At 72.0% G+C, this 20,696-nt stretch carries 19 protein-coding genes; 14 read left to right on the top strand and 5 right to left on the bottom strand.

Going from position 1 to position 20,696, the window contains the following annotated elements; all coding sequences use genetic code 11:
• Nucleotides 1-45: 45 nt before the first annotated feature.
• A complete protein-coding gene (locus ACIB24_RS11205; RefSeq protein ID WP_398279680.1) occupies nucleotides 46-1,692 on the bottom strand; it encodes a GMC oxidoreductase in 1,647 nt (548 codons plus the stop codon).
• Nucleotides 1,693-1,971: 279 nt separating this feature from the next.
• Here ACIB24_RS11205 and ACIB24_RS11200 point away from each other — a divergent pair, with 279 nt between their 5' ends.
• The 3 genes from ACIB24_RS11200 (at nucleotide 1,972) to ACIB24_RS11190 (ending at nucleotide 4,043) form a co-directional block, all read left to right on the top strand.
• The gene (locus ACIB24_RS11200; RefSeq protein WP_398279678.1) at nucleotides 1,972-2,208 is read left to right on the top strand and encodes a DUF3046 domain-containing protein; all 237 of its coding nucleotides are present in this window, start codon (nucleotides 1,972-1,974) and stop codon (nucleotides 2,206-2,208) included.
• Between the two features lie 220 nt (nucleotides 2,209-2,428).
• Nucleotides 2,429-3,475: a recombinase RecA gene (recA, locus tag ACIB24_RS11195; RefSeq protein WP_398279675.1), complete on the top strand. Its 1,047-nt coding sequence runs from the start codon at nucleotides 2,429-2,431 to the stop codon at nucleotides 3,473-3,475.
• Nucleotides 3,414-4,043: a regulatory protein RecX gene (locus ACIB24_RS11190; protein ID WP_398279672.1), complete on the top strand. Its 630-nt coding sequence runs from the start codon at nucleotides 3,414-3,416 to the stop codon at nucleotides 4,041-4,043. Before recA ends, ACIB24_RS11190 begins: the two co-directional genes overlap by 62 nt.
• 30 nt (nucleotides 4,044-4,073) lie before the next feature.
• On the opposite strand, the gene ACIB24_RS11185 is transcribed toward ACIB24_RS11190, so the two are convergent.
• Nucleotides 4,074-4,877 (bottom strand): DUF2510 domain-containing protein, encoded by an 804-nt coding sequence (locus ACIB24_RS11185; protein WP_398279670.1) that lies wholly within the window; start codon nucleotides 4,875-4,877, stop codon nucleotides 4,074-4,076.
• A gap of 5 nt (nucleotides 4,878-4,882) precedes the next feature.
• Entirely contained in the window at nucleotides 4,883-5,596 is a 714-nt protein-coding gene (locus ACIB24_RS11180; RefSeq protein ID WP_398279667.1) for a TVP38/TMEM64 family protein, read from the bottom strand.
• Nucleotides 5,597-5,688: 92 nt separating this feature from the next.
• On the opposite strand from ACIB24_RS11180, the gene lpdA reads away from it, so the two are divergent.
• From lpdA to ACIB24_RS11145, 7 genes are all read left to right on the top strand, one after another.
• Nucleotides 5,689-7,089 (top strand): dihydrolipoyl dehydrogenase, encoded by a 1,401-nt coding sequence (gene lpdA, locus ACIB24_RS11175; protein WP_398279664.1) that lies wholly within the window; start codon nucleotides 5,689-5,691, stop codon nucleotides 7,087-7,089.
• 9 nt (nucleotides 7,090-7,098) lie between these two features.
• Nucleotides 7,099-8,556 carry a flavin-containing monooxygenase gene (locus ACIB24_RS11170; protein ID WP_398279661.1) on the top strand — a complete coding sequence of 486 codons (1,458 nt, stop codon included), beginning with the start codon at nucleotides 7,099-7,101 and terminating at the stop codon, nucleotides 8,554-8,556.
• Between the two features lie 21 nt (nucleotides 8,557-8,577).
• Nucleotides 8,578-10,101 carry a tRNA (N6-isopentenyl adenosine(37)-C2)-methylthiotransferase MiaB gene (gene miaB / locus ACIB24_RS11165; RefSeq protein WP_398279658.1) on the top strand — a complete coding sequence of 508 codons (1,524 nt, stop codon included), beginning with the start codon at nucleotides 8,578-8,580 and terminating at the stop codon, nucleotides 10,099-10,101.
• A gap of 110 nt (nucleotides 10,102-10,211) precedes the next feature.
• Nucleotides 10,212-11,237: a 3-oxoacyl-ACP synthase III family protein gene (locus ACIB24_RS11160; protein WP_398279655.1), complete on the top strand. Its 1,026-nt coding sequence runs from the start codon at nucleotides 10,212-10,214 to the stop codon at nucleotides 11,235-11,237.
• Nucleotides 11,238-11,242: 5 nt separating this feature from the next.
• Nucleotides 11,243-12,913: an AMP-binding protein gene (locus ACIB24_RS11155; RefSeq protein ID WP_398279652.1), complete on the top strand. Its 1,671-nt coding sequence runs from the start codon at nucleotides 11,243-11,245 to the stop codon at nucleotides 12,911-12,913.
• A gap of 29 nt (nucleotides 12,914-12,942) precedes the next feature.
• Nucleotides 12,943-13,221 carry a hypothetical protein gene (locus ACIB24_RS11150; protein ID WP_398279649.1) on the top strand — a complete coding sequence of 93 codons (279 nt, stop codon included), beginning with the start codon at nucleotides 12,943-12,945 and terminating at the stop codon, nucleotides 13,219-13,221.
• Nucleotides 13,222-13,225: 4 nt separating this feature from the next.
• Nucleotides 13,226-14,065 (top strand): SDR family NAD(P)-dependent oxidoreductase, encoded by an 840-nt coding sequence (locus ACIB24_RS11145; RefSeq protein ID WP_398279646.1) that lies wholly within the window; start codon nucleotides 13,226-13,228, stop codon nucleotides 14,063-14,065.
• Between the two features lie 3 nt (nucleotides 14,066-14,068).
• Here ACIB24_RS11145 and ACIB24_RS11140 read toward each other — a convergent pair whose 3' ends face one another.
• A complete protein-coding gene (locus ACIB24_RS11140; protein ID WP_398279643.1) occupies nucleotides 14,069-15,733 on the bottom strand; it encodes a CocE/NonD family hydrolase in 1,665 nt (554 codons plus the stop codon).
• Between the two features lie 146 nt (nucleotides 15,734-15,879).
• On the opposite strand from ACIB24_RS11140, the gene ACIB24_RS11135 reads away from it, so the two are divergent.
• The 3 genes from ACIB24_RS11135 to dapF are packed head-to-tail and all read left to right on the top strand — an operon-like array spanning nucleotide 15,880 to nucleotide 18,325.
• Nucleotides 15,880-16,461 (top strand): hypothetical protein, encoded by a 582-nt coding sequence (locus tag ACIB24_RS11135; protein ID WP_398279640.1) that lies wholly within the window; start codon nucleotides 15,880-15,882, stop codon nucleotides 16,459-16,461.
• Nucleotides 16,461-17,387, top strand: coding sequence for a tRNA (adenosine(37)-N6)-dimethylallyltransferase MiaA (gene miaA / locus ACIB24_RS11130; protein WP_398279637.1), 927 nt, complete (start codon nucleotides 16,461-16,463; stop codon nucleotides 17,385-17,387). The genes ACIB24_RS11135 and miaA overlap by 1 nt, the downstream gene beginning before the upstream one ends.
• Nucleotides 17,384-18,325: a diaminopimelate epimerase gene (gene dapF, locus ACIB24_RS11125; RefSeq protein WP_398279634.1), complete on the top strand. Its 942-nt coding sequence runs from the start codon at nucleotides 17,384-17,386 to the stop codon at nucleotides 18,323-18,325. The genes miaA and dapF overlap by 4 nt, the downstream gene beginning before the upstream one ends.
• Nucleotides 18,326-18,332: 7 nt before the next feature.
• On the opposite strand, the gene ACIB24_RS11120 is transcribed toward dapF, so the two are convergent.
• Nucleotides 18,333-18,944, bottom strand: coding sequence for a class I SAM-dependent methyltransferase (locus tag ACIB24_RS11120; RefSeq protein ID WP_398279631.1), 612 nt, complete (start codon nucleotides 18,942-18,944; stop codon nucleotides 18,333-18,335).
• A 69-nt stretch (nucleotides 18,945-19,013) separates the two neighbouring features.
• Here ACIB24_RS11120 and hflX point away from each other — a divergent pair, with 69 nt between their 5' ends.
• Nucleotides 19,014-20,474 carry a GTPase HflX gene (gene hflX / locus ACIB24_RS11115; RefSeq protein ID WP_398279628.1) on the top strand — a complete coding sequence of 487 codons (1,461 nt, stop codon included), beginning with the start codon at nucleotides 19,014-19,016 and terminating at the stop codon, nucleotides 20,472-20,474.
• Nucleotides 20,475-20,696 lie beyond the last annotated feature (222 nt).

Genomic DNA, 20,696 nt, shown 5'->3' with positions numbered 1-20,696 from the left:
CGGACGACGTCCACGGGGGCCTTCGTGCCCTTCAGCGGCGGCCGATCAGAAGTCGGTCGTCCGGATCTTGGCGATGTTGCGCTCGGCCAGCGCCGTGATCGTCAGGGTCGGGTTCACCGTGCCGGTGCTGCCGGGGATGCCCGCGCCGTCGACGACGTACAGGCCCGGGTAGCCGTTGACGCGGCCGTAGTTGTCCGACGCCTGGCCGATCACCGCGCCACCGAGCGGGTGCGCGGTGAAGGTGGTGTTGACGTCGGGCGCCAGGGGCGGGAAGCCGACGCTGACGCCGGCGGCCTTCGCGATCTTGTTGTTGACCGCGCGCATGGCCAGCTTGGCCGCGTCCTGACCCGGCCACGACAGCTTCAGCTTCTTGGCCGTGGTGTCGTAGGTGAACGAGCCACGGGTGTCGTCGAGCACCATGCCCAGCGAACCGATCATGCCCAGGTCGACGGGCAGACCCGGCACGTACCAGTTCTCGAGCGTGACCGGCAGGCCCGGCGTGGTCGTCTCGTCGAGGATCCGGCTGCGGGACGCCGCGCCCTGGGTGAAGCCACCCAGGGTCAGCACGCGCACGATCGCCGCGTCACCGTTGGTGCCCCAGCCCTTGCCGATGGCGCTGGGCAGGTTCGGCAGCGCGCCGGTGGCCTTGGCCTTGAGCAGCAGTTCGGTGGTGTTGATCGAGCCGGCGCCCAGGAACAGCTTCTCGGCGGTGAGGGTGCGGGTGGAGAGCACCTTGCCGGTCGGGTCGATCTTCTGGACCGTGACGGCCCACAGGTTGCCGCTGCGCTTGATGTCGGTGACCTGGTGGCCGGCGTAGATCTTGGCCTTGCCGGTGGCCTCGGCCCACTTCAGGTAGCTGTAGTTGAGGTCCTGCTTGGCGCCGTTGGAGTTGCCCAGGTTGCTCGCGCCCATGATGCAGGAGGGGCTGCTCTTGCCGTCGATCTCCTTCTGGACGGTGTCCCAGTTCCAGATGCCGTTGATCACCTGCGGCGCGTAACCCGCCTTCGCCGACTGCGCGTCCCACGTGCGGGAGTGCGTGAAGGCGTTGGAGTTGTAGATCTTGTCCGGCATCGGGGTGGCGCCCAGGTTGGCCAGGGCCATCGGGTAGTACGTGTTGTGCATCTCGTTGTAGAGCGCGCCCACGTCGCCGAACGTGCCGGTCAGGCCGAAGACGTGCTTGAAGAACCGCTCCTCGGGCTCGATCGTGGCGCCGGTGTAGACGATGGAGCCACCGCCCACGGCCGCACCGTGCCAGACGTCGAGGCCGTCGAACTCGGTGACGTCGAGGACGCCGCCGAAGTCGTCGAAGCTGTTGGTCAGGCCGGAGACCCCGGTGAACTTCGTCCGGTGCCAGAAGCCGCGGCCGTCCGGGTTCGCGTCGGTGGTGAAGATGTTGCGGTTCAGGTCGTTCGGCCAGCGCGAGCCGCGCTCCAGGACGGCGGTCTGGACGCCGGCCTGGCCCAGGCGGTACGCCGTGACGGCGGCACCGAAGCCCGAGCCGATGACGATCGCCTTGTTGGTGGCGGGGGCGTCCGGGAGGGCCTTGAAGATCTCCGGGACGAGGAGCTTGTACTTCGCGACCTGGATCGGGTTGGCGGCCTCGGCCTCGGCGGCGGTCGCGACGCCGACGGACGTGACGGCGGCGGCGGCACCGGTCGCACCGGCAGCCTTCATGAAAGTTCGACGATCCACAGTGATCTCCAAACGGCGTCTTCGTGTCAGGGAGTCCGGGACGTCGTTCGCGCAGGTGGCTTCCTGCGGAGGTGGTCGCCGGGGGACGAACTGGCCATACCTGGCCAGGGCAAGCGTCATCGGTGCCCCCGGGCGGACCTGGGGATGCCGGTCTGCCGACCGGGCCGGGCGGCAACATAACTCGTGACGGGCGCCACAAGCTACCCTTCAGTAAGAATTCGTTTCGGGGTGGTTTCGGACCGAGATTCTTCCGTCGCCGGCGGGTGGCATGCTCGAGGCGTGCGGCAGAGCGAGTTCTGGAACCTGGTGGACGGCGAGTTCGGCGCCGCCCGCGGACGGCTGCTCGCACGCGAGCACGTGCTGCTCGACCTGGGCGGACGCACCGCCGAGCAGGCCCTGGCGGACGGCGATCCGCCCGTCCGCGACGTGTGGTTCGCGCTGGCGCGCTCGCTCGACGTCCCGCAGTCGCGCATCTGGGGCTCGGACGACGCCCCGCCCCGTTCCCGGGGCCGCTGAACTTCTCGCGGCCCTCCCGGCGTGTCGCGCGCCGGAACTCCCTCACGTCGAACATCTGTTCGGATACCGTGACGGGCACGTCCTGCGATCCACACCCGCTCGACCGGCCCGTCGTCCACAGCCTCACCGCTCGTGGAACCGGACTGTCGGTGGTCGGTCCTAGCGTCGGGGCGACGAGAAGACGAACGAGCTCAGACTCGGCTAGCCCAGAGGTGAGGACATGCCCGCTCCCGCAGACCGCGAAAAGGCCCTAGAGACCGCTCTCGCCCAGATCGACCGCCAGTTCGGCAAGGGGTCGGTCATGCGCCTGGGTGACGACGTGCGCCCGCCGATCGAAGTGATCCCGACGGGGGCCATCGCGCTCGACGTCGCGCTCGGCATCGGCGGCCTGCCGCGCGGCCGGGTGATCGAGATCTACGGTCCGGAGTCGTCCGGTAAGACGACGGTCGCGCTGCACGCCGTGGCCAGCGCCCAGCGCCAGGGCGGGATCGCGGCGTTCATCGACGCCGAGCACGCGCTCGACCCGGAGTACGCCAAGAAGCTCGGCGTCGACACCGACTCGCTGCTGGTCTCCCAGCCCGACACGGGTGAGCAGGCGCTCGAGATCGCCGACATGCTGATCCGGTCCGGCGCGCTCGACATCATCGTCATCGACTCGGTCGCGGCCCTCGTGCCGAAGGCTGAGATCGAGGGCGAGATGGGCGACAGCCACGTCGGCCTCCAGGCCCGGTTGATGTCGCAGGCCCTCCGGAAGATCACCGGTGCGCTGAACAACTCCGGCACGACCGCCATCTTCATCAACCAGCTGCGCGAGAAGATCGGCGTCATGTTCGGCTCGCCCGAGACGACGACCGGTGGTCGGGCGCTGAAGTTCTACGCCTCGGTCCGCCTCGACGTGCGGCGCATCGAGACCCTGAAGGACGGGTCCGACGCGGTCGGCAACCGGACTCGGGTGAAGGTCGTGAAGAACAAGGTCAGCCCGCCGTTCAAGCAGGCCGAGTTCGACATCATCTACGGCCAGGGCATCTCTCGCGAGGGCGGCCTGATCGACATGGGCGTGGAGCACGGCTTCGTCCGCAAGTCCGGTGCCTGGTACACGTACGAGGGCGACCAGCTCGGCCAGGGCAAGGAGAACGCCCGCAACTTCCTGCGGGACAACCCCGACCTCGGCAACGAGCTGGAGAAGAAGATCAAGGAGAAGCTCGGTGTCGGAGCCACCCTCGACGCGCCGGTCGAGACGGCCGTCGAAGCACCGGTCGAGTTCTGAAGCTTCCGGGTCGCGAGCGGGCGCCGGTTCCGGGGCGGTCCCGGCCTCCGCTCGTGACCCGGAGACCCGCGACCCTCTGGAGCTCGGTCGTGAGATCGCGCTGCGGCAGTTGAGCATGGGCCCGCGCACACGGGCCCAGCTGGCCACGTCGCTGCGGCGCAAGGGCATCCCCGAACCGGCGGTCGAGGCGGTCCTCGACCGGTTCGAGGAGGTCCAGCTCGTCGACGACGGGGAGTTCGCGCGGCAGTGGGTGGAGTCCCGGCACCACGGTCGGGGCCTCGCCCGCCGCGCGCTCGCCCACGAGCTACGCCAGCGCGGGGTCGAGGGGGAACTCGTGAAACAGGCGGTGGCCCAGGTCGCCCCCGAGGACGAGCTGGCCGCCGCGCGCGAACTGGTGCGCCGCCGGGCCCCCGGCATGGCCCGCGACGACCCGCAGCGGCGGGTGCGCCGGCTGGCGGGCATGCTCGCCCGCAAGGGGTACGGCCCGGGCGTCGCCATGCAGGCCATCCGCGAGCAGCTGGCCGCCGACGACGAGGCGGCCGCAGCCCTCGAGGCAGAGTTCGACTAGAGGCCCGGTTCGACTAGAGGCCCGGTTCGACTAGGCGGAACCGACCAGCTGGGCGTGCGCCTCGAGCGACTGTTTGATGACGGCGCGGCCCAGCAGCATCTGCGCGACCCCCGCCACCGTGCCCAGCGCCACGACCACCGCGCCCGCGGGCAGCGCGACGAACGCGATCCCGACCCCGACGGTGCCCAGCACGAGGTGGGCCAGGTAGGCCGTGAACCAGAGCCGAGCCGTGCGCCGGGCCGGGTTCCCGGGCGGGAACAGGTCGCGCAGGCCCTGGTAGGGGAACCAGAGGCTGATGACCGGGACGAAGAAGCCGGCGACGGTCCAGCCGGGGGAGTGCGTGGCCGGCAGCCCCGCGCGCCGCGCCAGCAGCGCGGCCCGGTAGACCCAGATCGCGAACAGGATGCGCACGACGATCAGCGCGAGCCAGAGCAGCTGGGTGAACCCCTGCGTCACCTCGAGGCCGCGCGGCATCTCCGGGAGCGGCGGCGGGGCGGAGGACCCGCTCTCGGCCGCGTCGAAGATCAGCCGGAGGCTGTCGCGCATCCAGGGCACCAGGTCGCGCAGCATCAGCAGCGCGAGCGCGTCGTAGGCGACGACGAGGACGACGCCGACCAGCTGGGCCAGTCCCGCCCGTCGTCCGCCCGCCCGCTCCGACTCCAGGTCCGCCTGGGCGCTCATCGGCGGCGGGGCGAGGATTCCCGGCGCCGCGGCCGGCGGGGTGGCGGCCGGGGCGGCCGCCGGCAGGGGGGCGGTGTGCTCGGTCCAGCGTTCGCCGTCCCAGTAGCGCAGCCGCGTCGGATCGTTCGGGTCCGGGAACCAGGCGGCACTCACGCCGCTCACGGTAGCGGCTCGTGCTCCTGGCGACGGACCCACAGCAGGAGCGCGAGGCCCAGGGCGCCGGCGCCGGCCATGACGGCCAGCGCGAGGCCCCCTCCGGCGGACAGCGGGTCGTCGGCGTTGGCCCCCACGAGCGCGTAGGCGAGCGCCCAGGGCAGTGAGCCGATCAAGGTGCCGGTCAGGACGGTGCGCAGCCGGAACCCCAGGGCCCCGTAGCCGTAGGAGGACCAGGCATCCGGCAGGCCGGGACCGGCCCGTTGCACCACGACGACGGCCAGACCGAAGCGGTCCCGCCGAGCCTCCAACCAGGCCAGCTGCCCCGGGGGTACGAAGCTGCGCACAGCGTCGTACCCGGCCAGTCGGCCGACGGTCACGGCGAAGGTGGCGCTGATCAGCGACGCGAGGAGGTTGGCGACGGTGCCGAGCAGCGGCCCGTACAGGATGCCCGACGCCGCCCCGAGCACCGGCCGCGGCAGCATCACCGATTCCAGCAGGCCGGCGGCCAGGGCCCACAGCAGCAGACCCGCCGTCCCCTGCTCGTCGGCCCAGGCGCGCACCGCCGACACGTCGGGAGTCGCGCCGAGCAGGACGGCCGTCAGGGCCCCGAGCAGTGCGAGCACGAGCAGGGCGAGCCGCAGCCGCGCCCCGCGACGCCGGGGTGCTGGGGGTGGGCCGGTTGACTCGTCGTGACCCGTCGGCTCGTCCTCGTTCATCGTCGTCCTGTTGTACCGGGTGTGACACGCGAGTCACCGTGCTCAGGACTCCGGAGGCCGTCGGGGATGTTGGGAGGGATATGGTCGACAGCATGACTTCGCACTTCGACGTGGTTGTTCTCGGTGCCGGTCCCGGAGGGTACGTCGCGGCGATCCGCGCGGCCCAGCTCGGTCTGAAGACGGCGATCGTCGAGAAGCAGTACTGGGGCGGTGTCTGCCTCAACGTCGGGTGCATCCCGTCCAAGGCGCTGCTGCGCAACGCGGAGCTGGCGCACATCGTGAAGAACGAGGCCGACTTCTTCGGCCTCAGCTTCCCCGGCGGCGTCACCGCCGACTACGGCTCCGCGTTCAAGCGCAGCCGTGAGGTCGCCGACGGCCGGGTCAAGGGCGTGCACTTCCTGATGAAGAAGAACAAGATCACCCAGTTCGACGGCTGGGGCACCTTCACGGACGCCAAGACCCTCAGCGTCGCGAAGAACGACGGCAGCACCGAGACCGTCACCTTCGACAACGTCATCGTCGCGGCGGGCGCCACCACCCGGCTGCTGCCCGGCACCCAGCTGTCGGACAAGGTCGTCACCTACGAGGAGCAGATCCTCACCGACAGCCTGCCCGGCAGCATCGTGATCGCCGGGGCCGGCGCGATCGGCGTCGAGTTCGGGTACGTGCTGCACAACTACGGCGTCCAGGTCACCATCGTCGAGTTCCTCGACCGGATGGTCCCGACGGAGGACGAGGAGGTCTCCAAGGAGCTGCTGCGCCGGTACAAGCGGCTCGGCATCGACGTGCGCCTCTCCACCCGGGTCGAGTCCATCGACGACTCGGGCGACACCGTCAAGGTCACCGTCTCGTCGGGCGGCCAGCAGAGCGTCATCGAGGCCGACAAGGTCCTGCAGGCGATCGGGTTCGCCCCGCGCACCCAGGGCTACGGCCTGGAGAACACGGGCGTCGCGCTGACCGAGCGCGGCGCGATCGCCGTCGACGGCCGCGGCCGCACCAACGTCGAGGGCGTCTACGCGATCGGCGACGTCACCGCGAAGCTGATGCTCGCGCACGCCGCGGAGGCGATGGGCGTGATCACGGCCGAGACCATCGCCGGCGCCGAGACGATGGAGCTGGACTTCGCGATGATCCCGCGGGCCACCTACTGCCAGCCGCAGATCGCCAGCTTCGGCTACACCGAGGCGCAGGCCCGCGAGGCCGGGTACGACGTCAAGGTCGCCAAGTTCCCGTTCCAGGCCAACGGCAAGGCTCACGGCCTGGGTGACCCGGGCGGGTTCGTGAAGCTGATCAGCGACGCGAAGTACGGCGAGCTCATCGGCGGGCACCTGATCGGGCCCGACGTCACCGAGCTGCTGCCCGAGCTGACCCTGGCCCAGAAGTGGGACCTCACGGTCCACGAGGTGTCCCGCAACGTGCACGCCCACCCGACCCTCGGCGAGGCGATCCAGGAAGCGGTGCACGGTCTTTCGGGACACATGATCAACTTCTAGTCTGCGTGGATGCCCCCACGTGACCTGTCCGTCCTGATCATCGGCGCCGGGGCGGGCGGGCTCGCGGCGGCCGCGGCCATGCGGCGGGACGGCGTTCGCGACCTGACCGTCGTCGAGCAGGCCGGCGAGGTCGGCGGCGTGTGGGCGGCCAACACGTACCCGGGCGCGCAGTGCGACGTCCCCTCGCACCTGTACTCCCTCTCGTTCCGGCCGAACCCGCGCTGGTCGCGCACCTACGGCGACGGCCCGGAGATCCTCGAGAACCTGCGCGACGTCGTCCGGGCCCACGGCCTCGAGCCGTACCTGCGCCTGCGCACCACGGTGCGCCGGGCCCGCTGGGACGACGGGGGCTGGCTCGTCGAGCTCGACCATCCCGAGGAGGGCCTCACCGAGGTGCGGGCGGACGTCGTCATCGCCGCGACCGGGCAGCTGAGCCGCCCCGCGGTGCCGGCCCTCGACGGTCTCGAGTCGTTCTCCGGCCAGGCTTTTCACAGCGCCGACTGGCCGGCGGAGCTCGACCTGAACGGGAAACGGGTGGCCGTCGTGGGGACGGGCGCCAGCGCCGTGCAGTTCGTGCCCCGGATCGTCGAGGCGGCGCAGCGGGTCACGGTGTTCCAGCGGTCGGCGCCGTACATCGTCGGCAAGGCGGACCGCCCCTACCGTGAGTGGGAGAAGGCCGCCTACGCGCGGGTGCCCGGGCTGCTGAGGCTGAGCCGGCTGCGCCAGTACCTCTGGAACGAGATGCTGGGCCTCGGGTTCGTGAAGTACCCCGTGCTCATGCGGTTCGCCGAGGTCGGCTGGCGGCTCCGGCTGCTGCGCGCCGTCCGCGACCGGTCGCTGCGGCGCAAGCTCACGCCCGACTACCGGATGGGCTGCAAGCGCATCCTGCGCGCCCCCGACTGGTACCGGACGCTGGTCCGGCCCGACGTCGACCTGGTCACCGAGCCGATCAGCGGCGTCACCCCCGAGGGCGTGCGCACCGCGGACGGCGCGCTGCACGAGGCCGACGTGTTGATCTTCGGCACCGGCTTCGAGACCACCGACTTCCTCGCCCCGATCGAGATCACCGGACCGGACGGCGTGACGCTGGCCGAGCGCTGGCGGGACGGCGCGACGGCCTACCTCGGCACCGTGGTCGCCGGCTTCCCGAACCTGTTCACCCTCTACGGGCCGGGCACGAACCTGGGCAACACCTCGATCCTGCTGATGATCGAGGCGCAGCTGGGCTGGGTGCGGCAGGCGCTGCGCCGGCTGCGCTCGGGCGGTGCCGAGACCATCGAGGTGCGGCCCGAGGTGCAACAGGCATACCTCGACTGGTTCCACGCGGCGAGCGCGGGCACGATCTGGGAGACCGGGTGCCGCAGCTGGTACCTCGTCGACGGGCACAACGTGAACAACTGGCCCGACTCGGCCCACGCCTTCCGTCGCCGGCTGCGCCGCCTCGACCCGGCGGACCTGATCTCCTGAGGGACGTATCCTGGGCTGGCCATGAGCACCCAGACCGTTGAAGCCGCGCGCACCTACGAGGTGCGCACGTTCGGCTGCCAGATGAACGTGCACGACTCCGAACGCATCTCAGGGCTGCTCGACGCCGCCGGGTACGCCCCCGTCGAGCAGGGCGAGCAGGCCGACGTGGTCGTGTTCAACACCTGCGCGGTGAGGGAGAACGCCGACAACCGGCTGTACGGCAACCTCGGCCAGCTGGTCCCGGTGAAGAACGCCCGCGACGGCATGCAGATCGCGGTCGGCGGCTGCCTGGCCCAGAAGGACCGCGACACCATCGTGTCGAAGGCGCCCTGGGTCGACGTCGTGTTCGGCACCCACAACGTCGGGTCGCTGCCCGCGCTGCTGGAGCGCGCCCGGCACAACACGGAGGCCCAGGTCGAGATCCTGGAGAGCCTCGAGGTCTTCCCGTCCACCCTGCCGACGCGGCGCGAGTCGGCGGCGTCCGGCTGGGTGAGCATCAGCGTGGGCTGCAACAACACGTGCACGTTCTGCATCGTGCCGAGCCTGCGGGGCGCCGAGCGGGACCGCCGGCCCGGCGACATCCTGGCCGAGGTCGAGGCCCTGGTCGCCGACGGCGCGGTCGAGGTCACGCTGCTGGGGCAGAACGTGAACACGTACGGGGTGGACTTCGACGACCCGGCCGACCGGCGCAGCGCCTTCGCCGACCTCCTGCGCGCGGTCGGGAAGGTGCCCGGGCTGGAACGGGTCCGGTTCACCAGCCCGCACCCGTCGTCCTTCACCGACGACGTGATCGAGGCGATGGCGCAGACGCCCACGGTGATGCCGCAGCTGCACATGCCGCTCCAGTCGGGCTCCGACCGGGTGCTGAAGGCGATGCGCCGTTCGTACCGCTCGTCCCGGTTCCTGGGCATCCTCGAGCGGGTCCGGGCGGCCATCCCCGACGCGGCGATCTCGACCGACATCATCGTGGGCTTCCCCGGCGAGACCGAGGAGGACTTCCAGGCCACCCTCGACGTGGTCGCGCAGGCCCGGTTCGCGCAGGCGTTCACCTTCCAGTACTCGCCCCGCCCGGGCACCCCGGCGGCGACCTACGCCGACCAGGTCCCGAAGGCCGTCGTCCAGGAACGCTACGAGCGGCTCGTCGCGCTGCAGGAGGAGATCTCCTGGGCGGCGGCGAAGGAGCTGGTCGGGCGGCGGGTGGAGCTGCTGGTCGTGCCCGACGGCGGCGGCCGCAAGGACTCCGCCCACCAGCGCCTGTCGGGCCGCGGCCCGGACAACCGACTCGTGCACTTCGCCGTCCCCGCGGGTGGCGAGCTACCGCGCCCGGGTGACTTCGCGACCGTCGAGATCACCTACGCGGCGCCGCACCACCTGGTCGCCGACCCGGTGCCCGCGGACGTGTACGCCGTGCGGCGTTCCCCGGCCGGGGACGCCTGGGACCGGCGCCAGGCCGAGAGCTGCGGGACGGGCAGCCGGACGGCGTCCGCCCCCTCGGGTGGGCCGGTTCCGGTCACGCTCGGTGTGCCCACCCTCCGCCGTAGCTGATATCCGCCGGGAGACCGTCCGGGTGGTTTACACCCACCGCCGTCACGGTTAGCCTCGTGTGTTCCTACTCACGGGTAGCGTAGCCCTGGGCAGTCGATGGAGGGTTCCTGGTGCGAGCGGTCGTTACCGGTGTCGGGCACTACCTGCCGGAGAACGTCGTCACCACGGGTGATGTCGAGGAACGTCTCCGGGGCAACGGGTTCAAGATCCCGTCCGGGCTGGTCCAGCTGCTGACCGGGGTGAAGTCGCGGCACTACGCCGCCGACGACCAGGCGTCGTCCGACCTGGCCGCCGAGGCCGGCCGCGCCGCCCTCGACCGGGCCGGCATCGACCCCGAGGCCCTCGACCTGATGATCTTCGCCGGGGCCTCGCACGACGTGGCCGAGCCGTCGACCGCGGCGATCACGCAGAGCAAGATCGGTTGCCGCAACGCGGCGACGATGGACGTCAAGAGCGCCTGCAACAGCTTCATCAACGGGGTCGACGTCGCCGCCTCGATGATCGAGACCGGCCGGGCCACCAAGGTCCTGGTCACCACCGGTGAGGTCATCACGCCCGTGATCGACTGGAACATCGAGAGCATGGCCGACCTGCGCCGCAAGTTCGCCGGGCTCACCCTCGGTGACGCGGGCGGGGCCATGGTGCTCGAGGCCCGGCAGGACGACGGGGAGGACCCGGCCACGGCGTCCGGGGTGCGGGCCGGTGACTTCATGACCGACGGCGAGTACTGGCGGCTGTGCACCGTGCTGGGGGGCGGCTCGCTGGTGCGCAACGGCGCGCCCGAGGCGATGGTCTTCGACTGCAAGAGCGACGAGCTCGGGGCGCTCGCGCTGAAGCACCTGCCCGACATCTTCCCGAAGACCCTCGAGCGGCTGAACTGGCGCTCGGACGAGGTCTCCCTGGTCGTCCCGCACCAGGTGTCGCGCTCGGTGGTCATCGAGCTCGCCCGCCGGTGGGACTACCCGACGGAGCGGTGCATGATCACGGTCGGTCAGTACGGCAACTGCGCGGCGGCCAGCATCCCGCTGGCGCTCAGCCTGGCGGTCGAGGAGGGCCGGGTGGCCAAGGGCGACAAGATCGCACTGGTGGGCGGGGCGGCGGGGTTCAGCGCCGGCGTCGTGCCGATCGTTTGGTGACGCCCGTGGGTGTGCGTTCCGGGATCGGCGGTGTGGCCACCACGACCGTCCTCGACCTGCTCGCCGAGGCGGCCACGGGTACCGGGGTGTGTCGCTTCGAGCCGTCCGGGGTGGAGAAGTCGCTGGGCGCCATGTGGCAGGACGCCGAGCAGGTGGCCCGCTGGTTGCGGGCCCGGACCGGCACCGGCGGCCGGATCGGTGCTTTCCTGACCAACACCGAGAACTGCCCGGCCGTGGTGATCGGCACCTGGTTGTCCGGCAACGACCTGGTCTCGCTGCCGTATCCGGGCCGGGGGGCCGACCTCGAGTCGTTCATCCGCCAGATCGAGCTCATGTGCGAGCTGTCCGGCGTGCAGCTGTTGCTGCTCGACGACGCCTACCGCGGCCTGCTGCCGCCGATGTCGGTCCCGACGGCCGCCTTCGGCGAGGCGGTGGCCGGCGCGGGTTCAGAAGCGCTGCCGGACCTGCCCACCTTCAGCCCGGCGGGCGCCGGCGCGGAGGCCGGCGGTGGCGGGCTCGTGCAGTTCACGTCGGGCAGCCTGGGCAACCCCAAGGGGGTCGTGCTGACCGGCCAGGCGCTGGCCGTGAACATCATCGACATCCTCGACGCGATCGAGGTCGGTCCCGGGGACCGGGCGGGCAGCTGGCTGCCGCTGTCGCACGACATGGGCTTCGTGGGCATGTTCCTGGCCTGCCTGGCGGCCAACGCCCCCCGGGTCGGCGGAGACATGCTGGTCCTGCAGACCCCCGAGTCGTTCCTGGCCGATCCGGCCTCCTGGTTGCGCCTGTGCGCGACCCACGGGGTCACGCACACGACCGGGCCGAACTTCGCCTTCGAGCTGTCGGTGAAGGCGGCGCCGATGCTGGCCGGGCTCGACCTGTCCCGGTTGCGGGTGTGCATCACGGGCGCCGAACGGGTCAAGGCCGACACGGTCGCCCGGTTCACGGAGACGTTCGCCCCGATGGGGCTCTCGCCCGAGGTGATCTGCCCTGCTTACGGCATGGCCGAGGCCTCGCTGGCCGTCACCATCAGCCGGCCCGCCGACGTCTGGCGGACGTCGGTCCGCCCCGGCACGGAGACGCTGGCCGGTGGGCCGGTGCTCGACGTCGGCAACGGCAGCCTCCTGGAGCGGGTCGACCTGCGCATCGTCGACGACGCCGGCCGCCCCACCGACGGGGTCGGCGACGTGCAGATCCGGGGCGCGTCCCTGTTCAGCGACTACCTCGGCGCCGAGCGCCGGCTGACGCCCGAGGGCTGGTTCCCGACCCGCGACGTCGGGTACCTCGCCGACGGTGAACTGTTCCTGGTCGGGCGGGCCGACGAGAGCATCATCGTCGGGGGCCGCAACCTGTACTCCACCGACATCGAGCAGGCCGTCCGGCACGACGCGGTGCGGGCCGGCTGCCTGGCGGCGCTGCCCACGCTGGACGGGTACGGCCTGGTCGCCGAACCGGTCCGGGCCGCCTCGGCGGACGGCGACCTCACCCGGTTGCGGGCGATCTGCCGTGAGCTGGCCTCCGACGCCGCCCGCCAGTTCGGCGCCCGGCCCGAGTTCGTGGGCTTCGTCGAGCGCGGGCAGCTGATGAAGACCCCCAGCGGCAAGCTGCGCCGGCTGTCCATGGTGGCCGCGCTGGACGCGGGAGAGTTGCCCCTGATCGCCTCGATCGGGCGCTGACCGAGTAGGACCCGAGAAGGAGAGTCCCCATGAGCGCCACTGTCACCGACGACGAGCTGATCGGCTTCGTCCGCGGCTACGTCCGCGACAACGGTCTCGTCGACGAGGCCGAGGTCGACGCCATCACGGTCACGACGACCCTCGACAGCCTCGGCCTCGACTCCATCGGCACGGCCGAGATGCTGCTCGGCGCCCGCGCGGAACTCGTTGCCGCCGGCCGGATCTCGCCCGACGCGACGTTGCTCGACCTGCCCGTGGTGACCACGGTCGGCGACCTCGGCGGGCTGCTGCGCGCGTTGGAGGGCTGAGGCGATGAGCGCCACCCTCGCGGGCAAGGTCGCCCTCGTGACCGGCGGCAACCGCGGGCTCGGGGCGGCCTGCGTGCGGGAGCTGGCGGCCCGCGGCGCGACCGTCGCCGTGCTGGCCCGCGACCCCGAGGCGGCCGCGGTCGTCGTCAAGGAGCTGCCAGGGGAGGGGCACCTGGCCCTGCCGGGTGACGTGACCCGCCAGGAGACCCTCGATGCGGCGGTGGCCACGGTCCTGGCCGAGCGCGGGCAGCTGAACGTCGTGGTGGCCAACGCCGGCGTCAACCGGCACGGCAGCCTCGGCGAGGTGACCGGTGACGAGTACGCCGAGGTCGTGAACACCAACCTGATCGGCACGTACCGCACGGCCCGGGCCACCGCCGACGCGCTGGCCGCCGGGCGCGGCTACCTCATGATCGTCTCCTCGGTCGCCGCGTTCGCCGCGGTCGGCGGGATGGCGCCCTACGCCAGCTCGAAGGCCGGGCTCGAGATGCTCGCCCACACGTTGTGGCTCGACCTGGCCCCGCGCGGGGTGGACGTCGGCACCGTCGTCCCGACCTGGATCACCACCGACATGCTCGCCGAGGCCGAGGCCGGGATCGACGACTTCGCCGAGCTGCGCAACACCACCGAGGGGCTGCTGTCGATGTACACCGACGGCGTCCCCGGGGGCCCGCTGGGCGGCAGCGTGAGCGCCGAGGAGTGCGCCACCCGCATCGTCGACGGCATCGAGGCGCGCGAGCGCCGGATCTGGATCCCGCCGATCCTCGAGGAGATCTGGCGCCTCGGCCCGCTGCTGAACTCTCCGCTGGGTGAGATCCTCACCCGCAAGCTGCTGGAGAGCTGAGCCCTACTTCCCGAGCTGCGAAGTCACGGTCAGCGGCGTCGCGGCCGACGAGACCAGCCTGATCGTCGAACCCTTCGGGTTCTCGCTGGCGTACACCGGGTCCCCGGTGCTGAGGCCCACCGCGAGCCGGTGACCGGCCGGAACGTTGTACGCGGTCGGCTGCAGGGGGAACGAGATCCGCAGGGGCTGGCCGGCCTTCACGTTCTTGAAGGTGTACGGGCGGTGCGAGATCAGGTAGCCGGTGCCGCCCGGGGCCCCCGCGTCGGAGTCGTACAGGTAGGCGACCAGGGTGCCCCGGGTGGCCGACGGCACGATCGTGAAGCTGACCGTCGTGTCGCCGCGCAGCACGAGCGGGGAGGCCTGCTTCGGGCCGACCCACAGGGCGGCCTTGCTGCGGTCGGTGGCCCACAGCAGGTCCGACGGCGGCCGTCCGGTCAGGGCCTCCTGGGCGAACCCGGCGATCGGCGCGCCGAGGCCGCCCGCGACGTCGCCACCCGCCTTGAGGGTCGTCGTCCACGAGGTCGCGGCACCGGTGGTCATCCCGCCGGTCGGCTGGACCAGCCCGGTCGGCGCGGTCAGGGTGAGCGTCTGCGTGCCCGTCGTCATCGCGGCCAGGTTCGGGTAGGTCTCGTTCGCGGGCTTCGCCCCGGAACTGCGCGGCTTGATCCACACCGGGGGCGCCGTCGTGACCGAGGTCGGCTGGCCCATCAGGTAGGTCTGCATCCAGTCGTAGAGGTGGTCGTACTCGACCGTCGCCGGGCCGACCCCGATCGCGCCGGGCACCTCGTTGATGACGTGGTCGCCGGGCCGGATCTCCAGCCGCTTCGGCACGGTCAGCTTGTTGTAGAACTCGGTCATCTGGTCGGTGCCGTAGGCGATGTCGTTCCACGACGTGGCCAGGTAGACGGCGGGGTGGTTCTTGTTGATCGCGTCCGTCATGAACAGGGGCGAGCGGGTCTTCAACGAGGCCAGCGCGTCGGCGATCTCGGTGCCCTTGGGCTCCTTGCCGGTGAGCAGGGCCTGGAACCCGGTCTTCAGCTCGGGGGAGAGCTTCCCGGCGATGACGGCGCCGAACCACAGCCCGGCGATCAGCACGGTGGCACGGGTCCCGTTGGGGGTGGCGGTGCGGGGCAGGTCGGAGAAGCCCTCGAGGGAGCCGACCGCCTTCAGTCGCGGCTCGTAGGCCGAGGCGAGCAGCGAGAGCCCGGCGCCGTAGGAGAGCCCGAACATGCCGACCTTGTTCGTGTCGGCGTTCACGTTCTTCCCGGCCCAGTCGATCAGGTCGCTGACGTCGTGGATGTCGTTGGGGCCCGCCAGCTCGACCTGACCCTGAGACTCCTTGAAGCCGCGGGTCGCGTAGTTGATCGCGATCATCCCGCGCTTCGCGAGAACGCCTGCGGCAACCTGCATCTGACCCTTCTCGCCACCCCAGGCGGAGGGGATCAGGACGAGCGGCTGCTTGCCGGTGACGCCCTTCGGGACGACCACGAGGGCGGTCAGGACGATGCCGTCGCGCATCGTCATCTTGTAGGTCTTGCTCACCGTCTTGTAGACCGGCGGCAGCTCGGGGGCGGCCTGCGCGGGGGAGGCCGGGCCGGACAGGCCCGTGACGGCCAGGGCCGCGCCCACCAGGACGGCGACCGCCGCACGTGCGATCCGTCGGCTCACCTGTCGCGGCATAATGCGTCCTCCTGGCACGTCCCTGTGTCCTGACTCGATCACCTGCAGTTACCGGCAAGTAACCAGGCTCTGGACCCTACCCGACGTGACGGCGGTCTCAGAAGGTTTCCCGGCCTCTTCACTAGGGTGAGCCCGTGCTAGCCGCGGCCGTCGTCCCGCACCCGCCCCTGCTCGTGCCCGCGCTCGCCGCCGGGCGCGCCCCCGAACTGGCCGGCCTGCTGGCCGCCTGCGACGCAGGCGTGGCCGACCTGCTGGCCGTCGCGCCGCAGGTGATCGTCCTCGTCGGGGCCGGTGAGCGCACCACCCGGCACCTGCGCAACGCCTGGGGCACCTTCGCGGGGTTCGGGGTGGACGTGGCCGTCAGCCCGGTCCCGGGTGTCGAGCCGGCCGCCCTCCCGCGGCTGCCGCTGCCGTTGACGATCGGTCGCTGGCTGCTGGAACGCGCCGGCTGGCGCGGCGAGGTGGTGTGCCAGGAAGTGGCCGCGGGGGCCACGCAGCAGCAGTGCGCGGACGTCGCCCGCGGGCTGGTCGGCGAGCTCCCGGCCGGTGCGGCCTGGCTCGCGCTCGCCGACGGCGACGACCTCACGAACCACCCCGCCGTGATGGTGCTGGCCGCGGCGCAGGACGGTGCCCGGCGCGAACGCGAGCTCGTGCAGTACGACGACACCCCCTACGACGTGCGGTACCGGGTCGCCGGCTGGCGGCTCGTGCCCTGATGGACCACCTGATGGGCGACCGGATCGTCGCCGTCGTCGGGGCCACCGCGACCGGGAAGTCCGACCTGGCCCTGGACCTGGCCGAACGCCTCGACGGGGAGATCGTCAACGCCGACGCCCTCCAGCTGTACCGGGGGATGGACATCGGCACCGCCAAGGTGCCCCTCGAGGACCGCCGCGGCGTCCCGCACCACCTGCTCGACGTCCTCGACGTCACCCAGGAGGCCGCGCTCGCGGCCTATCAGCGCGACGCGCGCGCGGCGATCGGCGAGATCCACGCCCGCGGGCGGGTCGCCGTCCTGACCGGAGGTTCGGGCCTGTACGTGCGCGCCGCGCTGGACCGGCTGGAGATCCCGCCGACCGACCCGGCCGTGCGCCGGCGGCTGGAGGCCGAGGCGGCCGATGCCGGGGCCCCGGCCATGCACGCGCGGCTCGCCGAGCGGGACCCGGCCGCGGCGGCGGCCATCCTGCCGGGCAACGTGCGTCGCGTCGTCCGCGCCTTGGAGGTGATCGAACTGACCGGCCGCCCGTTCAGCGCCACCCTGCCCACGCGTGAGTACGCCGCCCCCGCGGTGCAACTCGGGCTCGAGGCGCCCCGCGAGGAGCTCGACGTCCGGATCGCCGCCCGGGTCGAGCGGATGTGGGCGGCCGGGTTGGTGGCCGAGACCGAACGGCTGCTGGGGCTCGGCCTGCGGACGGGCCGGACGGCGGGGCGCGCCATCGGGTACGTCCAGGCCGTGCAGTTCCTGGACGGTGAACTGAGCGAGACCCGGGCCCGTGAGGACACGGTCACGGGCACCCGGCGGCTGGCCCGGCGGCAGGAGTCGTGGTTCCGGGCCGACCCGCGGGTGCGGTGGCTGCCCTACACGGCGCCCGACCTGCTCGAGCGGGCGCTCGCGGCGGCTCGCGTACCCTCGACCCCGTGAGCGGTCGACGGGTCAGGTTCGCCAAGGGGCACGGCACCCAGAACGACTTCGTGCTGCTCGACGACCCGGACGCCGCGCTCGACCTCGCCCCGGCCCTCGTGCGCACCCTGGCCGACCGGCACACCGGGCTCGGCGGCGACGGCGTGATCCGGGTGGTCCGCAGCGCGGCCCTGGCCGACGAGGAACCGACGGCCAAGGAGGCCGCCGCCGCCGGGGCGGACTGGTTCATGGACTACCGCAACGCCGACGGATCGGTCGCCGAGATGTGCGGCAACGGCGTCCGCGTGCTCGTCGCCTACCTGCTCAAGGAGGGGCGCCTCCTGCTGCCCGAGGGGGCGACCGGCGCCGTCGGGACGCGCGGCGGGGTGAAGGCGGTGCGCCGGGAGGGCGGCCCGGACGGCGAGATCTTCGCGGTCGGGATGGGCCCGTGGCGGGTGGACGGTGGGGGCGCGGCCGTGGCGGCCGGCGGCGACGTCACCGTCCGGGTGGGCATCCTCACGGGCGCGGAACTGCCTGCGCTGCCGGGGCTTTCGGTCGACCTGGGGAACCCGCACGTCGTCGTCCTGCTGCCCGACCTGGACACCCTGAGGTCGCTGGACCTGTCCGTGGCGCCACGCGTCGAGCCGGTGCCGCCGCACGGTGCGAACGTCGAGTTCGTCGTGCCCACGGGCGAGGGTCAGCTGGCCATGCGCGTGCACGAACGGGGCGTCGGGGAGACCCGCTCCTGCGGGACCGGGGCCGTGGCGGCCGCCGCCGCCGTGCGGGCCTTCGAGCTCGGCGTCCCCGGCGCGGCGGTCCCCGACGAGTGGCTGCTCGACGTGCCCGGTGGGCGCGTGCGGGTGCGGTTCACCCCGGGGGACGGCTCGGACGGCGGGGCCGCCTCGGAGCTGGCCGGGCCCGCCCGGCTCGTGGCCGAGGGTGAGCTCCTGCACCTTTAGTCTTTGTCTAGCCTTGGCCCGGTCCTCGGGTGACCCTCAGGACGCGGTATCCCTTGGCGCTGCCGGCCCGCACGACGCTCCAGCCGTCGCCCAGCTCGCCCGCGAGCCAGGCGTGCAGGGAGTCGGCGCCGAGGTTGCGCTGCACCACCAGGTGCGCCTGGCCGCCCGGCACCAGGCGGGGCAGCCAGCGCAGCAGCAGCGCGTGCAGTTCCGCCTTGCCGATCCGGATCGGCGGGTTCGACCAGATCGCCGCGAAGCGCACGTCGTCCGGTACGTCGTCCGGCCGGACGGCCCGCACGCGCACCCCGGCCCGTCCGGCGTTCTCGGTGGTCAGGGCGAGCGCGCGCTCGTTCACGTCCACCGCCCACACCGTCGCGTCGGGCTGCAGCAGCGCCTGGGTGATGGCCACCGGCCCCCAACCGCAGCCGAGGTCGAGCACGTCCCCGGGCGGCGGCGGGGGAACCTCGCGGAACAGCACGCGCGTTCCCAGGTCGAGGCGGTCGCCGCTGAACACACCCCCGGCCGTGTGCAGGGTGAGTTCGCGTCCGGCCAGGGTGACGTCCAGCTCGCGGGTCTCGGCCGGGCCGGACGGCGTCCGGAAGTAGTGCTGCTGTTCCACCGTTACACCGTAACGAGGGCGGCGAAATGCGGTCGCGGGGTGGTTCGACGAGCTGGGAAGCTGGGGTACGTGGAAGAAGATTCGGGACGTAGCGCGGCGGTCGAGCGCATCCTCTCCCGGGCCGGTACGGCCGTCGCCGAGGGGCGCACCCAGCACCACGAGCGCGACGGTGAGCAGGCCGACCTGGCCGATCGCCAGGCGTTGCGCCGGGTGGCCGGCCTGTCGACCGAGCTCGAGGACGTCACCGAGGTCGAGTACCGGCAGCTGCGCCTGGAGCGGGTCGTGCTGGCCGGGGTGTACAGCGCCGGGACGGCCACGGAGGCGGAGAACAACCTGCGCGAACTGGCGGCGCTGGCCGAGACGGCCGGGTCGAGCGTGCTGGACGGCGTGCTGCAGCGGCGGCCCGCACCCGACCCCGGGACGTTCCTCGGGTCCGGCAAGGCGGAGGAGTTGCGCGCGCTCGTCTCGGCGGCGGGGGCCGACACCGTGATCTGTGACGGCGAGCTGTCGCCCTCGCAGCGGCGCGGCCTGGAGGACCTGGTGAAGGTCAAGGTCATCGACCGGACGGCGCTGATCCTCGACATCTTCGCCCAGCACGCCACCTCCAAGGAGGGCAAGGCGCAGGTCGAGCTGGCGCAGTACGAGTACCTGCTGCCCCGGCTGCGAGGCTGGGGTGAGTCGATGTCCCGCCAGGCCGGTGGCCAGGCGGCCGGCGGTGTCGGCATCGGCTCGCGCGGGCCGGGGGAGACGAAGATCGAGCTGGACCGGCGCCGGATCCGGACGAAGATGGCCAAACTCCGCCGCGAGATCGCGGCCATGAAGACGGCCCGGGTGACCAAGCGCGACAGCCGGCGGCGCAACGCCGTCCCCTCGGTGGCCATCGCGGGGTACACGAACGCCGGCAAGTCGAGCCTCCTGAACCGGCTGACGGGGGCCGGGGTGCTGGTGGAGAACGCGCTGTTCGCCACGCTGGACCCGACGGTGCGCCGGGCCCGGACGGAGGACGGCCGGGTCTACACGCTCACCGACACCGTCGGATTCGTCCGGCAGCTGCCCACCCAGCTGGTCGAGGCCTTCCGCTCCACGCTGGAGGAGGTCGCGGAGGCGGACGTCGTCCTGCACGTCGTCGACGGGAGCCATCCCGACCCGCTCGGTCAGCTGTCCGCGGTGCGTTCCGTGCTGCTGGAAGTGGGTGCCCAGGACCTGCCCGAGCTGGTGGTGGTGAACAAGGCCGACGCCGCCGACCCGGACGTGCTGGCCGAACTGCTGCGCCGGGAGACCGACGCGGTCGTGGTCTCCGCGCGCACCGGCGACGGCCTGGACAAGCTCCGCGATCGGCTGTCCGGGCTACTGCCGCACCCGGAGGTGACCCTCGAGGTGCTGATCCCGTTCGACCGTGGTGACCTGGTGTCGCGGGTCCACGCGGAGGCGGAGGTACTCGCCCAGGAACACACGGCGAGCGGCACCCGCCTCCGGGCCCGCGTGTCGCCCACGCTGGCCCGGTTACTGAATGCAGCCTCGACGGGCTGAAATCAGCATAAACTTGACGGATCAGGTTTACCCTCAGTAACAGGCGTCGCACCTGATGTCAGATCTGCCCGCCACTCGAACGTATGTGACAACTTCGTGACGTGACTTTGCGCGTTCCGCTGGAATGTCTACTCGTAGGTAGCCTAGGTTGTGTTCGTCACACCCCTGGGGCGCGACTGGTCGCCCATCCCTGACAGAGTGGGCGTACGTGCCTAAGACGAC

This window comes from Spongisporangium articulatum (assembly GCF_044465595.1).
Taxonomy (GTDB): domain Bacteria; phylum Actinomycetota; class Actinomycetes; order Actinomycetales; family Kineosporiaceae; genus Spongisporangium; species Spongisporangium articulatum.
This window is presented reverse-complemented; position numbering and strand designations above follow the sequence as displayed.